General features: G+C 69.5%; 13 protein-coding genes. 3 read left to right on the top strand and 10 right to left on the bottom strand.

The genetic code is table 11. The features are described from left to right. Positions 1-10: 10 nt before the first annotated feature. The 4 genes from JI746_RS18795 to JI746_RS18780 form a co-directional block, all read right to left on the bottom strand. Positions 11-478 carry a PTS sugar transporter subunit IIA gene (locus tag JI746_RS18795; protein ID WP_201691790.1) on the bottom strand — a complete coding sequence of 156 codons (468 nt, stop codon included), beginning with the start codon at positions 476-478 and terminating at the stop codon, positions 11-13. 134 nt (positions 479-612) lie between these two features. Next, positions 613-942: a ribosome hibernation-promoting factor, HPF/YfiA family gene (hpf, locus tag JI746_RS18790; RefSeq protein WP_201691789.1), complete on the bottom strand. Its 330-nt coding sequence runs from the start codon at positions 940-942 to the stop codon at positions 613-615. Between the two features lie 317 nt (positions 943-1,259). Continuing rightward, entirely contained in the window at positions 1,260-1,433 is a 174-nt protein-coding gene (locus JI746_RS18785; protein ID WP_201691788.1) for a hypothetical protein, read from the bottom strand. 21 nt (positions 1,434-1,454) lie between these two features. After that, positions 1,455-1,646: a hypothetical protein gene (locus JI746_RS18780; protein ID WP_201691787.1), complete on the bottom strand. Its 192-nt coding sequence runs from the start codon at positions 1,644-1,646 to the stop codon at positions 1,455-1,457. 363 nt (positions 1,647-2,009) lie between these two features. Here JI746_RS18780 and JI746_RS18775 point away from each other — a divergent pair, with 363 nt between their 5' ends. Then, positions 2,010-2,999, top strand: coding sequence for a magnesium and cobalt transport protein CorA (locus tag JI746_RS18775; protein ID WP_201691786.1), 990 nt, complete (start codon positions 2,010-2,012; stop codon positions 2,997-2,999). A 121-nt stretch (positions 3,000-3,120) separates the two neighbouring features. After that, entirely contained in the window at positions 3,121-5,301 is a 2,181-nt protein-coding gene (locus JI746_RS18770) for a TonB-dependent receptor (RefSeq protein WP_201691785.1), read from the top strand. 12 nt (positions 5,302-5,313) lie between these two features. On the opposite strand, the gene JI746_RS18765 is transcribed toward JI746_RS18770, so the two are convergent. Genes JI746_RS18765 through czcI form a run of 4 tightly spaced genes read right to left on the bottom strand, consistent with a single transcriptional unit; the run spans position 5,314 to position 11,517 of the window. Then, positions 5,314-8,478, bottom strand: coding sequence for a CusA/CzcA family heavy metal efflux RND transporter (locus JI746_RS18765; RefSeq protein ID WP_201691784.1), 3,165 nt, complete (start codon positions 8,476-8,478; stop codon positions 5,314-5,316). 8 nt (positions 8,479-8,486) lie between these two features. Continuing rightward, the gene (locus JI746_RS18760) at positions 8,487-9,872 is read right to left on the bottom strand and encodes an efflux RND transporter periplasmic adaptor subunit (protein WP_201691783.1); all 1,386 of its coding nucleotides are present in this window, start codon (positions 9,870-9,872) and stop codon (positions 8,487-8,489) included. Between the two features lie 10 nt (positions 9,873-9,882). Then, a complete protein-coding gene (locus JI746_RS18755) occupies positions 9,883-11,100 on the bottom strand; it encodes a TolC family protein (protein ID WP_201691782.1) in 1,218 nt (405 codons plus the stop codon). Between the two features lie 48 nt (positions 11,101-11,148). Further along, positions 11,149-11,517: a cation efflux protein, CzcI family gene (czcI, locus tag JI746_RS28240; protein WP_201691781.1), complete on the bottom strand. Its 369-nt coding sequence runs from the start codon at positions 11,515-11,517 to the stop codon at positions 11,149-11,151. A 223-nt stretch (positions 11,518-11,740) separates the two neighbouring features. On the opposite strand from czcI, the gene JI746_RS18745 reads away from it, so the two are divergent. Further along, positions 11,741-12,421, top strand: coding sequence for a hypothetical protein (locus tag JI746_RS18745; RefSeq protein WP_201691780.1), 681 nt, complete (start codon positions 11,741-11,743; stop codon positions 12,419-12,421). A gap of 1 nt (position 12,422) precedes the next feature. Here the strand turns inward: JI746_RS18745 and JI746_RS18740 are convergent, their stop codons facing one another. Both JI746_RS18740 and JI746_RS18735 read right to left on the bottom strand, forming a co-directional pair. Continuing rightward, entirely contained in the window at positions 12,423-13,121 is a 699-nt protein-coding gene (locus JI746_RS18740) for a 5'-methylthioadenosine/adenosylhomocysteine nucleosidase (RefSeq protein WP_201691779.1), read from the bottom strand. A gap of 209 nt (positions 13,122-13,330) precedes the next feature. Further along, positions 13,331-14,932: an ABC transporter substrate-binding protein gene (locus tag JI746_RS18735; protein WP_201691778.1), complete on the bottom strand. Its 1,602-nt coding sequence runs from the start codon at positions 14,930-14,932 to the stop codon at positions 13,331-13,333. Between the last annotated feature and the right edge of the window lie 10 nt (positions 14,933-14,942).

Here is a 14,942-nt window from a genome sequence, read left to right as displayed (position 1 = left end):
GCGAACCTCTTTACTGCGACTGCGCGGATTGCCAGGTCGCGATGAGCTGGTGGAGCTGCGAAGCCTCCATGCTGGTCTTCATCTTCTCGCGCAGCGGGGCGTCGCTCAACAGCTCCGCGATCTCGGACAGGATTTCCAGGTGCTTCTGGGTGGCCGCTTCGGGCACCAGCAGGAAGATCAGGACGTTCACGGGCTGTTCGTCCGGGGCGTCGAAGCCGATCGGGTGCGCCAGCTGGAACAGGGCCGCCATCGGCGCCTTCAGGCCCTTGATGCGGCCGTGCGGGATCGCCACGCCGTGGCCGAGACCCGTCGACCCGAGACGCTCGCGGGCGAACAGGCTGTCGGTGATCAGCGCGCGCGACAGGCCGTGGAGGTTTTCGAACAGGAGCCCGGCTTCCTCGAAAGCCCGCTTCTTGCTGGTGGCGTCGACGCCGACCAGGACCTGGGCGGGCGGCAGGATGGACGCAAGGCGGTTCATGATAACTGGACCGGATTATGCACGCGGGATGTAACCGGCCCTAGAAACGAAGGTGCCGCGTCAATCGCCCCAACGGACGAGGCCCGCAGGGAGCGGGCCTCGTCGGGGTGGTCATGAGCGGCGGGATCCCTGCGTCACATGACGCGTTTGGCCGCTTCGTGGTGGTGGGCCTGCACCAGGGTCTTGTGGCGGCAGACCTGCCGATCCAGCTTGTCGACCAGTTCGTCGAGGGCGGCGTACAGGTCGTGGTGGGCGCTCTCGGCAAAGATGTCGTTGCCCTTCACGTGGATCCTGCATTCGGCGCGTTGCCTTCGTTCCTTCTCCTTCTGCTTCTCGACGGTCAGTAGGACCTTGATATCGACGACTTGCTCAAAGTGACGGGTGATGCGATCGAGCTTGGTGGTCACGTAGTTCCGCAGGGCGGGGGTTACTTCGAGGTGGTGACCGCTGATCGTCAGGTTCATGGAGCCTCCTGTTGCACTTCGCTCGGATGGGTGGCGCCGGTGCTTGGCGCCCGGAAGGATGCTTCGAATCTGCAATAGCTTGCGATTCACTATGCCCCTCGTTCTTCCAAAAGGCAATTGATTTCCCTCAAGGCCGAGGCGTGAATGGAAACCGCTTGAAATGCACTACGCAAGTGCGCGGACTTGCTCGTGTTTTCTTCCGATGTACGAGGGAAATCGCGCGCCGCGGGAGGAAATGAAAAGCGGCCCCCGAGGGGGCCGCGCAAAGTTCGCAGGGCGGCCTTCAGCCCACCCCTTGACAGGAATTCAGGTGGTGCTCAACGCAGGCGCCACAGGGCGGCGGCATCGAGGCGGTTCCAGCCGCCGACGGCGGCCTTCGGGTGCGCCTGGGCGCCGGGGCGATCCAGGTTGGCGTGCTCCACGCGCTCCGCCTGCGGCTTGTCGCGCGGGGTATCGTTGTAGCGGTTGGTCGACTTGGCTTCCTTGAACATATCGGGCTCCTGGCCGTGACTTCAGCTGCCGCTCTCGGTGCTGGTGGGGGTACGTTTGTGATCCTGCGAAGCGTTGCTGCGCTCGGCGTGCCGCACGATGAAAGGCCACGCGTGGCTGCGGGGCCGGCGGGCCGCCACGGTGCTTTCCCTGGCATCGCCGGAGGGACGCCAATTCGAGCGGCTGGCGTTCGGGTCGGTCGCTAGCTGGATCATCTCGGCTCCTTGCAGGTACATGGGCGGGGCCTGGCAGCCCTGCGATGAAGTCAATGTAGGGCCGGCTCCTGAGCTGTGGTGTCGGACGTTCTGGCCCAGCCGTGTAGGACTTGTCCTGCGAAAGTGCCTCATCCATTAAGGGTCGCACCCGATGGACAACGAGCGCTGGCGACTCCTCCGCAAGGCCGAGTTCACGCCGGCAGCGGCACCGCGCGGCATAATCGCCCATCCTTTTTCCTGGAGAGCGTTCCCTTGGAAACCAGCCCTGGTCGGCGGCTTCTGGGGTGACTGGCGGCGGTTCCGGTCGCCCGGAAGCTGACCCCCTCGCCTCAGCCCGATTCGACCCATTGGATCCGTAGCCCGATGCTCAATATCTTCACGCTCGCCAACGGCCGCCTCTTCCAGGAAGAGATCGAGTCCCTGGAAGAGCTTTCCCGGTTCCAGCCGGTCTGGGTCGACCTCGAGGCGCCGACGCCCGAGGAGAAGCGCTGGATCAAGCAGTACTACGACCTGTCCATCCCGGAAGACGCGATGGACGAGGACATCGAGGAGTCGGCCCGCTTCTATGAGGAAGACAACGGCGACCTCCACATCCGCAGCGACTTCCTGATCGCCGGCGACGACGAGCCCCGCACCGTGCGCGTGGCGTTCATCCTGAACCTGATGAACCAGTCGCTCAAGAGCCATGGCGTGCTGTTCTCCATCCACGACGAGGACGTTCCGGTGTTCCGCCTGCTGCGCCTGCGGGCGCGCCGCGCCCCCGGCCTGATCGAGGACGCCAAGGAAGTGCTGCTCAAGCTGTTCGACGCCGATGCCGAATACTCCGCCGACACGCTGGAAGGCATCTACGACGAGCTGGAGAAGGTCAGCCGCCAGGTGCTGGCCGGCGAAGTGACCGACACGCTGGCCGGCGAGGCCCTGGAAGCCATCGCCCTGCAGGAAGACCTGAACGGCCGCATCCGCCGCAACGTGATGGACACGCGGCGCGCGGTCAGCTTCATGATGCGCAGCCGCATGCTCAGCGCCAGCCAGTTCGAGGAAGCGCGCCAGATCCTGCGCGACATCGAATCGCTGGACAGCCACACCGCCTTCCTGTTCGACAAGATCAACTTCCTGATGGACGCCACCGTCGGCTTCATCAACATCAACCAGAACAAGATCATCAAGATCTTCTCGGTGGCCAGTGTGGCGCTGCTGCCGCCGACGCTGGTGGCCAGCCTGTACGGCATGAACCTGCAGTTCCCGGAGCTGCAGTTCCTGGGCCGCGCCTCCTATCCGTATGTGCTGGTGGTGATGGCCGCGAGCGCGCTGGTGCCGATGTGGTACTTCCGTAAGCGCGGCTGGCTGCGCTGAGGCCGCGCCTAGGGTTTGACCTAGCTCGGCGGCCGCGCTCGCGCCGGAAGAATCGTTGCCAACTACAACGACCGGGGCGCAACCCATGGGACGGACAACGAGATCAGGGTGGATCGCGTGCGTGCTGCCTTTGCTGGGGGGGCCCGCGGTCGCGCAGGGCCAGGGCGAACGCGAAAGCACGCTGCCCGAGGTGCGCGTGATCCCGCGCACGCCGCTGCCCGGCTTCGAGACGCCGCGGGCGCTCTATCCCGGCAACGCGCAGCAGGCGAGCGACCTCGAGATCGAGCGCGCCGGCGCACCCAACCTGCCCGAGTTCATGAACCGGCGCCTGCCGGGCGTGATCGTCAACGAGGTGCAGGGCAGCCCCTACCAGGTGGACCTCACCTACCGCGGCCAGCGCCTGTCGCCCCTGCTGGGAACGGCCCAGGGCCTGTCGCTGTGGCTGGATGGCGTGCGCCTGAACCAGCCCTTCGGCGACGTGGCGAACTGGGACCTGCTGCCGGAGTCGGCGATCGCCGGGCTGGCGCTGGTGCCCGGCTCCAATCCGCTGTACGGGCTCAACACGCTGGGCGGCGCCCTGGTGCTGACCACCAAGTCGGGGCTCACGCACGAAGGCACCGAGGCGGACGTGTCGGTCGGCAGCGCAGGGCGGCACCGCATCGGGGTGGGGCATGGTCGCCGGTTCGCCGACGGCTGGCACGCCTACGTGGCCGCGAGCGCCTTCGAGGAGCGCGGCTGGCGCGACTTCTCGCGCGGCTCGCTGGCCAACCTGTTCGTGAAGGCGGGCCGGCAGCAGGGCGAGGACGGCTGGAGCGCCACCCTGCTCGATGCCGGCAGCCGCCTGAACGGCAACGGCCTGGTGCCGGAGCCGCTGTTCCAGGCCGATCGCTCCGCCATCTACACCGCGCCCGACGCGAGCCGCAACCACGACACGCTGGTGTCGCTGCAGGCCACCCGCGGACTGCCCGGCGCCGCACGCCTGGTCGTGCAGGGCTGGTGGCGCCATGGCCGGCGCCACGGCAGCACCGGCGACGTGAGCGACGAGGAAGATGCCGACGCGCTGGAGGCGGCGATCAACACCACCCGTTCGCGCCAGAGCGAAGCGGGCCTGGGCGTGCAATGGTCGCAGCGGCGCGGCGCGCACCAGTGGGTGCTGGGCGCCGACGCCGCCGTGGCGCGCATCTCGCACGACCAGTTCGACCAGCCGGGCACCTTCGACGCCCGCCGCTTCGCGATCGCGTCGCCCGCCGACGAGCCCGAACACGAGGTGGCCCTGCGCGGGCGCACGCGCCGCTTCGGCCTGTTCGCCGGCGACACCTACGAGATCCGGCCCGGAACGCAGCTGTCGCTGTCGGCCCGCTGGGGCAGCACCCGGGTGCGCAACGCGCTCGGCCAGCCCGAGCCGCTGCTGCCGGAGTCTTTCACCTACCGCAAGCTCAATCCGGCCCTGGGCATCACCCACGCGCTCGATGCGCGCACGACGCTGTTCGCCAGCGCCTCCCAGGGCAACCGCGTGCCGACCGCGCTGGAACTGGGCTGCGCCGACGCCGAGCGCCCCTGCGTGCTGCCGACCGGCCTGCAGGCCGATCCCTTCCTGCAGCAGGTGGTGGCGCGCACGTACGAGATCGGCGCGCGGGTGCAGCCCGCCGGCGGGCCGAGCTTCAGCGGCGCCCTGTTCCGCACCGACACCCGCAACGACATCGTGTTCCTGCGCTCCGGCCTGTCGCAGGCCGGCTTCTTCGCCAACGTCGACCGCACCCGGCGCCAGGGAGCGGAGCTGTCGGCGCAGGGCCGCAACGGCGCGCTGGAATGGCAGGCGGCCTATACCTTCCTCGATGCCACCTACCGCTCACCGCTGGTGCTCTCGGGCCCGCTCTCCACCGAGGAGCAGCCGAACGCCGTGCGCAGCGGCGACCGCATCGCCGGCCTGCCGCGCCAGGTGCTGAAGCTCTCGGCCGACTGGACGGTGCGCCCGCGCCTCACCGTGGGGGCGGACTGGCTGGTCGCCGCGTCGCAGACCGTGGCCGGCAACGAGGGCGGCAGCCGGCCCGAGCTCGGGCGCCTGGGCGGCTACGCGGTGCTGCATGCGCGGCTGCGCTGGCAGTTCACCGAGCGCTGGCAGGCCTACCTGCGGGTGCACAACGTGTTCGACCGCCGCTATGCCACCTTCGCCGCCGGCAGCCTCGACCTGTTCCCGGGCGGCGCGCCGCTGGCGCCCGGGGCCGAGGCGGCGCCGGAGCGCTTCCTGGCGCCCGGCGCGCCGCGGCTGGCGGTGGTCGGCCTGCGCTACGTCTGGGACTGAAGCGCCCCGCGCTCAGGCGCTCGCCGGTGCGAGTTCGACCTGCTCGGCTTCCTCGTCGCGCAGGTGGGCCCACCGGTACAGGATCGGCAGCACCAGCAGGGTCAGCACGGTGGACGACAGGATCCCGCCGATCACCACGGTGGCCAGCGGACGCTGCACCTCCGCCCCCGTGCCGGTGGCCAGCGCCATGGGCACGAAGCCGAGCGAGGCCACCAGCGCCGTCATGAGCACCGGCCGCAGGCGGCTGAGGGCCCCCTCCTCCACCGCCTGTTGCAGCGGCCGCCCTTCCTCGCGCAACTTGCGCACGAAGGTGATCATCACGAGTCCGTTGAGGACGGCCACACCCGAGAGCGCGATGAAACCGACCGCGGCGGAGATCGACAGCGGAATCCCGCGCGCCCACAGCGCCAGCACCCCGCCGGTGAGGGCGAACGGGATGCCGGTGAACACCAGCAGGCCGTCCTTGAGGTTGCCGAACACGGCGAACAGCAGCACGAACACCAGCAGCAGCGCCACCGGGATCACCAGTTGCAGCCGCTGCGTGGCGGACTGCAATTGCTCGAAGGTGCCGCCCCAGGTGATCCAGTAGCCGGCCGGCACCTTCACCCAGCCCTCGATCGCCGCCTGTGCGTCGGCCACGAAGGAGCCCAGGTCGCGCCCGGTCACGTTGGCGCTGACCACGACGCGGCGCTTGCCGTCCTCGCGCGAGACCTGGTTGGGGCCGGGGGCCAGGTCCAGCGTGGCCACCTCCGCCAGCGGGATGTAGCTGGTGCGGCCGGATTCGCCGCTGCGCGGCAGCGGCACCGGCAGCCGGCCGAGCGCCTGCAGGTCGCCCCGCACGGCTTCCGGCAGCCGGACCAGCAGCCCGAAGCGCCGGTCGCCCTGGAACACGGTGCCGGCTTCGCGCCCGCCCACCGCGGTGGCCACCACGTCCTGCACGTCGCTCATGTTGAGGCCGTAGCGCGTCGCCTTGACGCGGTCGATCTGCACCGTGAGCATCGGCAGGCCGGTGGTCTGCTCCACCTTCACCTCGGTGGCCCCGGGCACGCGCTCCAGGACTTCGGCGATCCGGCCGGCAGTCGTGCCCAGGACCGCCTCGTCGTCGCCGAACACCTTGACCGCGACGTCGGAGCGCACGCCGGAAATCAGTTCGTTGAAGCGCAGCTGGATCGGCTGCGAGAACTCGTACAGGTTGCCCGGGATGGTGGCCGTCTCGTCGCGGATCGCCTCGATCAGTTCCTCGCGCGTCTTGCGCGGCGCGGGCCATTGGTCCAGGGGCTTGAGCATGATGTAGCCGTCCGAGATGTTGGGCGGCATCGGGTCGGCCGCGATCTCCGCCGTCCCGGTGCGGGCGAACACGCGCTCGATCTCGGGGAACTTCGCCTTCAGCCGCGTCTCGAGCTGCTTTTGCATCTCCACCGACTGCGTCAGGCTGGTGCCCGGGATGCGCAAGGCCTGGATCGCGAAGTCGCCTTCGTTCAGGTTCGGCACGAATTCGCTGCCCAGGCGCGTGCCCACCGCGAGGCAGAAGAGGACCAGCACGCCGGCGAAGGTCAGGACCACCGGCGCATTGGCCAGGGTGGACTTGAGCAGCGGCTGGTAATGCCGCTGCGCCCACGCCATTGGCCGGCTCTGCTTTTCCGACACCTTGCCGCCCATGAACAGCGCCACGGCGGCCGGCACGAAGGTGATCGACAGAAGCATCGCCCCCAGCAGCGCGAGCAGCACCGTGTACGCCATGGGATGGAACATCTTGCCCTCCACGCCCGTGAGCGCCAGGATGGGGACGTACACCACCATGATGATCAGCTGGCCGTAGAGGAGCGGCCGCCGTGCCTCGCGCGCGGCGGCGAACACCTCGTGCAGGCGCTCGGCCCGGTTCAGCGGCCGGCCATGGTGGGCCTGCGCATGCGCCAGGCGCCGCACGCAGTTCTCCACGATCACCACCGCGCCGTCGACGATGATCCCGAAGTCGAGCGCGCCCAGGCTCATGAGGTTGGCGCTGATGCCGCCCTTGACCATGCCGGTGAACGTGAACAGCATGGCCAGCGGGATCACCATCGCGGTGATCACCGCCGCGCGGATGTTGCCGAGGAACAGGAACAGCACCGCGATCACGAGGGCGGCGCCTTCCAGCAGGTTCTTCTGCACGGTGGCGATCGCCTTGTCCACCAGCACGGTGCGGTCGTACACGGTGACCGCCTTGACGCCGGCCGGCAGGCTCTTGTTGATCGCCAGCATTTGGCGGTCGACGGCGCGCGAGACCGCGCGGCTGTTCTCCCCCATCAGCATGAACACCGTCCCCAGCACCACCTCCTGCCCGTTCTCGGTGGCCGCGCCGGTGCGCAGCTCGCGCCCGAGGTCGACGTCGGCGATGTCGCGGATGCGCACCGGCTGCCCCTGTGCCTTGCCGACGATCACCTCGCGGATGTCGTCGATCGAGCGCACCTGGCCGGGCGCGCGCACCAGGTACTGCTCGCCGCGGCGCTCGATGTAGCCGGCGCCCTGGTTGGCGTTGTTCTTCTCCAGCGCGCCGACCACGTCGGCCAGGCTCAGGCCGTGCGCCGACAGGCGCTCCAGGTTCGGCGCCACCACGTACTGCTTCTCGAAGCCGCCGATCGAGTTGATCTCGGTGACGCCGGCCACGTTGCGCAGCTGCGGCTTGATCACCCAGTCCTGGATCTCGCGCAGGTCCATCGGGGTGTAGGCGGTGCCGTCGGCCTTGCGCGCGCCGGGTTCCGCCTCGACGGTCCAGAGATAGATCTCGCCCAGGCCGGTCGAGATCGGTCCCATCACCGGCGTCACGCCGGGCGGTAGCCGGTCGCGCGCCTCCTGGATGCGCTGGTTCACCAGCTGGCGCGCGAAGTAGATGTCGGTGCCGTCGCGGAAGATCGCGGTCACCTGCGACAGGCCGTAGCGGGAGAGCGAGCGGGTCTGCTCCAGGCCCGGCAGGCCGGCCAGCACCGTCTCCACCGGGTAGGTCACGCGCTGCTCGATCTCCAGCGGCGAGTAGCCGGCGGCCTGCGTGTTGATCACGACCTGCACGTTGGAGATGTCGGCCACGGCATCGACAGGCAACCTGGAGTAGCTGTAGACGCCGAGCGCCGCCATGGCCAGCACGGACAGCATGACGAGCCAGCGCTGCTCGATGCAGAAGCGGATGATGCGTTCGAACATGGCGGGCTTCAGTGGGTGTGTTCGGCGCTGCCCTTGCCGATTTCGGCCTTGAGCACGAACGCGTTGGTGGTGGCGACCTTCTCGCCGGCCTGCAGGCCGCCGAGGATTTCCACCGTGCGGCCATCGGAGCGCCCCGGCTGCACCGGCACTGCCTGGAAGCCGCCCCGCACCGAGCGGAACACCATGGGCAGGTTGTCGATGTTCTGCAGGGCCTCGGCGGGCACCGTCAGCGGCACCGGCTGGTCGGCGCCGAGCACGCTGACGGTGACGAACAGGCCCGGTCGCCATGCCCCTTGCGGGTTGGCCAGCGTCACCCGCGCCCGCGCCGTGCGGGTCTGCTCGCCGAGCAGCGCGCCCACATAGGAGATCACGCCCTGCGCCTTGGTCGGCGAGGCGGTGGAGGAGACCACCACCCGCTGGCCGACGCGCACGACATCGAGGTCCCGCGGCCCGACGGCGAACTCCGCCCAGACCGAATTCAGGTCCGAGAGCGTGAACACGTTGGCGTCCTCCTTGACGGACTCGCCCAGCGTGAGGTGCTTGTCGACCACCGTGCCGTCGAAGGGCGCACGCAGCTCGAAGCGGTTCAGGGCGGCGGACTTGCCGGAGGCGCCCACGGCAGCGAGCTTCTGCTGCGCGTTGGCGTGCGCGATTTCCGCGTCGCGCAAGGCGCTCTGGGCCTGCAGGTAATCCTGTTCGGCGGAGATCTTCTGCTGCCACAGCTTGCGTTCGCGCTCGTACGTGACGCGCGCCGCCTCCAGCCGGCGTTCGGCGGCGAGGAATTCGCTGCGCTGCTCGGACACGGTGGTGCTCGCGAACACCGCCAGCACCTGGCCCCGGCGGACGAACTGCCCCAGGTTGGCCGGCACGCTCTCGGCCACGCCGGCGACGCGCGGCACGACATGCGCCGTGCGGTCTTCGTTGAAGCGGATCTCGCCCTGGTAGGCCTGCGCCGACTGCAGCGTGCCCGGCCCGGCCGGCGACACGCCGACGGCCGCCGCCTTGGCCTGGGCTTCATTGAGCTTCACGAGCCGCGGCGCCGCGTGCGGCTCGCCCGTGTGCTCGTGCCCGGCGTGGGCTTCGCCCTTGTGTTCGTCCTTGTGTTCGTGCGCGGCGCCGGCGTGCGCTTCGTCCTTGTGCTCGTGCCCCGCGTGGGCTTCGTCCTTGCCTTCGCCCTCGTGTTCGTGGGCGTCGCCGGCGTGCGCTTCGTCCTTGTGCTCGTGCTCGTGCCCGTGCCCCTCTTCGTGCTCGTGCTCGTCGCCGTGGCCATGGCCGTGCGCGTGTTCCTCGCCGACCGGGGCGCGCCGCTCCGTCATCAGCACGGCGCCGCCGGCGGACAGGCCCAGTGCCACGATCGCGGCCATGAGAAGGCCCTGCTTCCTCGAGATGTTCATTGCGTTCCCCTCACTCGCCGACGATGCGGTCAATGGATGCAGCGGCCTGCCAGGCCGCGGACAAGGCGTTCAGGTGGCGTGCGCGCGCCGCCAGCAGCGAGCGCTGCGCGTCCAGGACTTCCATGAAGCTGAACTTGCCGGCCTCGAATCCGATGGTGGCGGCCTGGTGGGCCGCCGTCGCTGCCGGCAGCACCGCGTCCTGCAGCGTGGTCGCGGAGGCCCGGGCCACGGCCAGGCGGCTCGCGGCCTGCTGCAACTCGGAGGCCAGCCGCAGCCGCGCGGCCTGCAGTTCATCGCCCGCCCGCTCGGCAAGCTGCGCGGCCTCGTAGATCGCCCCTTCGTTGCGATCGACCAGCGGCAGCGGCACGGAGATTCCCACCACCGCCTGGGTGCGCCCGAGTGCGTTGTCCCGTTTGGCTCCGACGCTGAGGGTGAGGTCGGCGTGCCTGCGCGCACGCTCCACGTCCACCAGCGCCCGCCGTCGTTCGATTTCGAGCCGGGCGGCCTGCAGGGCCGGCGCGGCATCGAGCCTGGCCAGCAGCTCGGGCACCGCGCCACGCTGCGGCATGCCGGCCGCGATGGCAGCGACTTCGTTGAAATCGGGCGCCAGCTCCCCCAGCGCCGCGGCCAGCACCAGCCGGGCGGCCTGCAACTCCGCCGCCGCTTCGGCGGCTTCGAGCCGCGCGTTCGCCAGGTCGACCGCCGCCCGCGTCTCTTCGACCGGAGAGACCTTGCCGGCGGCGACCCGCTTGCTGGCCGCCTCGGCCCCCCGCGCGGCCAGCTCGACCGAGCTGCCCGCGATGCGGGTGCGCTCCTGCGCGACCAGCACCTGGAAATAGGCGGCGATCACGCCGGCGCGTACCTGCGCCCGGGCGTTGGCTGCCTCGGCCTGCGCCACGTCGCGGGCGCGCTCGGCGGCGGCGATGCGGGCCGATCTCCTGGCGCCCGATTCCAGCGGCAGGTCGAGCGTCGCCGTGGTCGTCCGCGCGTCGCGCCGGAAGTCCTCGACCGAGGCGTTCAGGGTCGGATTAGGCCGGGCACCGGCCTGCCGGACCGCGCCCTCGGCGGCCTCGACACCCCGGCGTGCGGCGGCGATCTCCGGGCTGCGCGCCGCGGCGCGTTCCAGCGCGCGCTCCAGCGTGAGCGCAGGCAGGACGGCCTGGGCGGGTGCGGCCAGGGGCTGGAGGAATGCGGCTGCCCCTGCGAGCAGCAAGACGAGTCTTCTCATCGAATCTCATGGTTGGAACCGAGGATTCGGCGAGACGAGAGTGACGCTTCAGGTCAGTCGCCCCGCCGGCCAGGCGAGGCGTGCCCACTGCGGGCGTTCGGGAGGTTCCTGTTCGGGCGCGGCCGCGGGGTGCGCCATCGCGGCGATGGGTGCGGCGTGCAGGAAAGCGGGCGCCGCGCTGGGCACCGCGCCGGTCAGCGCCGCCAGGGCGGCGGCGTGGCAGATGCCGCAGTCGTTGTCCTGCGCCCACTTGCCGCTGTCCGCCTTCTTGACGGTCTGCGCGTTGTGGACGTGCTCGTGATGGCCGAAATGCGCGCTGGCCGGACCTTCCTCGTGCTGGCAATAGGCGGTCACCGCTCCCCACGCGAACTGCAGCGGGAGCAGGAGGGTGACGAGCAGGAGGACGAATCGGCGCATCGAAACGTCTTTTTACAGATGAGGACGCAAGTCTGCAATGGGTTCATGCATCCGGCCGCCGCTTGGCGCCCGGATCGGTGAAGAAAGCGACAGTCGGTGTCGCATTCGCGTAGTGTTGCGCGGGGGAGTGCAACGGGCGCCGCCCGTCCTGGGCTGCCGCCCGCCGGTCGCGCCTCACGCGGCCACATGTGACATTTCGTTTCAGTATCGCCATCATTTTCCCATGACCCGAGCCAGAGCCTCCCGCACCGCAGCGCTGCTGATCGCGGCTTCGGCCGTCTCGTGCAGCACCTGGGCCGCCGGGGGGCACCACGGCGTCGACGACGCCACCATCCTGCCCCAGGGCGAGTGCGAGCAGGAAACCTGGTTCACCCGGCAGGTGGGCGGCGATCGCCTGCTGCACGCCGGCTTCAACTGCCGCGTCGGCCCCGTGGAACTGGGGATCGCCGCGGAGCACCCCCGGGCCGTCGCCGACTCGGGCACCGGCTGGAACGCAGAAGCGAAATGGGCCGCCGAAGTCGCGGCTGGCGTCAGCGTCGGCATCGACCTGCAGCCCGTGTGGCAGCCGGGGCAGCGGCCCCGCTTCGTGGGGACCCGCGCCGTGGCGATCGCCACCTGGGTGGCCAGGCCGGAGCTGGCCCTGCACCTCAATGTGGGGCGCGACTTCCTTCGCTCGGCGACCAACGTGCCGCGGCATGGCGTCGGCGCGGACTGGACGCCCCTGGAACGCTGGACCTTCACCGCCGAACGCTACCTGCAGGACCGCACGCAGCAGCTTCGCGCGGGGGTGCGCTGGGAGGCCGGGCGCCTGTGGAAGGTGGACTTCAGCCGCGCGCAGCGCCTGCACGGGCCTGCGCCCTCGAACTGGACGATCGGGCTGACCCTGGACTTCGGCGAGGAATGAATCAGGCGGCTTCGAGCAGCGCCTGCACGATGGCCGCCGAATGGCGGCTCGCGACCTGGTCGATGAAGCTGAGGAAGTCACCGTGCGCTGCGTCGTCGGCGCGGTCGGACACGGTGCGCACCGCGGCGAACGGCACGCCGTAGTCGCGGCAGACCTGCGCGAACGCCGCGCCCTCCATCTCCACGGCCAGCGCTTGCGGCAAGGCGCGCTGCAGCGCCTGGCTCTCCAGCGCGCTGGCCACGAAGCGGTCCCCGCTCACCACCAGCCCGCGGTGCACGTGCGCGCCGTGCAGGGCCTTGCGGACCGCGGCGGCCAGTTGCTCCGTGAGCGTCGGATCTGTCGCGAAGCGGTCGGTGCCATAGAGGGGCACTTCGTAGCGCGGGAACAGCGGCGAGGCATCGAGGTCGTGCTGCAGGAAGTCCTCCGCGATCACCACGTCGCCCCGGTTCACGCCGGCCGCGAGGCCGCCGGCGACACCGGTGAACACGATGCGGTCCACGCGGAAGCGTTCGATCAGCGCCGTGGCCGTGGTGGCTGCCGCCACCTTGCCGATGCGCGAGAGCACCGCCACCACTTCCTGTCCGTGCAGGTGGCCGACCCAGTAGTCACGCCCCCCGGCCGCCTGCTTCTGCTCGTCGGGCAACAGCGCAAGGACGGCGGAGAGTTCCTCCTGCATGGCGGAGACGATGGCGGTGCGCATGGCGGGATTGTGGCACCCTCTCGCGTCGTTCTCCGTACGCATCCCGCGTCATCCGCAGCGCCCTCACGTCATCCCCCGCTCCCCCTCACGTCATCCCCCGCTCCCCCTATGTCATCCCCCGCGAAGGCGGGGGACCCAGAAAGAAGGGCCGCTGCGCGGCCCTTCTCATGGGAAGCCCTGGGCCCCCGCCTGCGCGGGGGTGACGGTCCTTACTCCTTGATGTCCACCCCGTAGAACACATGCCGCCCGAACGGGCTCAGCTTGAAGTCGACGACTTCCTTGCGCACCGGCTTGAGCTGCACGGCGTGGGCGATCGTCAGCCACGGCTCCTGCTGCTTGAAGATCACCTGCGCCTGCTTGTACAGCGCGTCGCGCTCGGCGGGCTTGGTCACCGTCTTGGCCTTCAGCACCAGGTCCTCGAAGGGCTGGTAGCAGAACTTCGCGACGTTGGAGCCGTTGCTCTTGGCCGAATCGCATCCGAGCAGGGTGTGCAGGAAGTTGTCGGGGTCGCCGTTGTCGCCCGTCCAGCCCAGCATGCCCATCTGGTGCTCGCCGTTCTGCATCCGCTTGCGGTACTCGCCCCACTCGAAGGTCTTGATCTCCGCCTTCACGCCCACCTTGGCCAGGTCGGCCTGCATCAGTTCGGCGATGCGCTTGGCGTTCGGGTTGTAGGGACGCTGCACCGGCATGGCCCACAGGTCGGTGCTGAAGCCGTCCTTGTAGCCGGCCTGCGCCAGCAGCTTCTTCGCGCCTTCCGGATCGAAGGGATCGTCCTTGATCGCGTCGTTGTACGCCGACATCGTCGGCGGGATCGGGTTCTTGGCGATCACGCCCGTGCCCAGGTACACGCCGTCGAGGATCGCCTTGCGGTTGATCGCCATGCTCACGGCCTTGCGCACGCGCACGTCGTCGAAGGGCTTCTTCGTCACGTTGTAGGCGAGGTAGCCGATGTTGAGGCCCGGCTGCTCCAGCACCGTCACCTTCGCGTCCTTGCGGATCGCGTCGAGGTCGGCCGGGTTCGGGTAGGGCATCACGTGACACTCGCCCTTCTGCAGCTTGGCCCAGCGCACGGAGGCGTCGGGCGTGATCGAGAACACCAGGTCGTCGATCTTCGCCTTGCCGCCCCAGTACTGCGGGAAGGCCTTGTAGCGGATCACCGCGTCCTTCTGGTACTGGATCAGGAAGAACGGGCCGGTGCCGATCGGCTCCTGGTCGATCTTCTCCGGCGTGCCGGCCTTGAGCATGGCGTCCGCGTATTCCTTCGACTGGATCGCGGCGTAGGGCATCGCCAGGTTGGCCAGGAAGGGCGCCTCGGGCTTGTTCAGCGTGATGCGGATCGTGGAGTCGTCGACTTTCTCCACCGACTTCAGCAGCTTGGGCAGGCCCATGTCGTTGAAGTACGAGTGGTTGGAACTCGTCACCTTGAAGAAGGGATGGTCCTCCTTCCACTGGCGGTCGAACGCGAACATCACGTCGTCGGCGTTGAAGTCGCGCGTCGGCTTGAAGGCGCGGTGGCTGTGCCACTTCACGCCCTTGCGCAGGTGGAAGGTGTAGACCAGGCCGTCGGGCGAGATGTCCCACCGCTCGGCCAGCCCCGGCACGACCTTGGTGCCGCCCCGCTCGAATTCGACGATGCGGTTGTAGACCGGTTCGGCGGCATCGAAGGACGTGCCGGTGGTGTTGACGCCGGGATAGAAGTTCTCGGGGCTGCCTTCGGAGCAGAACACCAGGGTCTTGGCGTGGGCGCCGGCCGCGGCGGCGAGTGCGAGGGCGGCGATGGCAAAGTGCTTGCGCAAGGGGATTCTCTTCATACGGACTCCT

The sequence above is a fragment of the Ramlibacter alkalitolerans genome, assembly GCF_016722765.1.
GTDB classification, from domain to species: domain Bacteria; phylum Pseudomonadota; class Gammaproteobacteria; order Burkholderiales; family Burkholderiaceae_C; genus Ramlibacter; species Ramlibacter alkalitolerans.
The sequence above is the reverse complement of the archived record's forward strand: the minus strand, read 5'-3'. Positions and strand labels throughout refer to the sequence as shown.